Source organism: Phenylobacterium ferrooxidans, assembly GCF_042714595.1.
GTDB lineage: Bacteria > Pseudomonadota > Alphaproteobacteria > Caulobacterales > Caulobacteraceae > Phenylobacterium > Phenylobacterium ferrooxidans.
The window spans coordinates 1-388 of the sequence record NZ_JAOTJD010000101.1; the positions used below are offsets into that span (position 1 = coordinate 1).

The window sequence follows — 388 nt, forward strand, 5'->3', positions numbered from 1 at the left end:
GCTCTCGCGCCTCTACCGCCGGCTGTTCCTTCAAGACCTCCAAGCCGCGTTCGAGACCGGAGCGCTCGGCTTCTTCGGCGAGCTTACGAGCCTCGCCCAGCCCGCCGCCTTCGCTCGCTTCCTGGCCGAGATGCGCCGGATCGACTGGGTGGTCTACGCCAAGCCTCCGTTCGGCGGTCCCCAGCAGGTGCTGGCCTATCTCGGGCGCTACACCCATAGGGTCGCCATCGCCAACAGTCGGCTCGCCAGCCTCAACGACCACGAGGTCGCCTTCCGCTGGAAGGACTATCGCCATCACGACAAGACCAAGCTGATGACCTTGGCGGCCGACGAGTTCATCCGCCGCTTCCTGCTGCACACCCTGCCGGACGGCTTCCATCGCATCCGT

1 protein-coding gene is annotated in these 388 nt (G+C 66.2%); it reads left to right on the forward strand.

Annotation, left to right across the window (positions count from 1 at the left end):
• Nucleotides 1-388 (forward strand): IS91 family transposase (locus OCL97_RS22635; protein WP_377371952.1); only part of this gene is annotated, 388 nt, incomplete at both ends.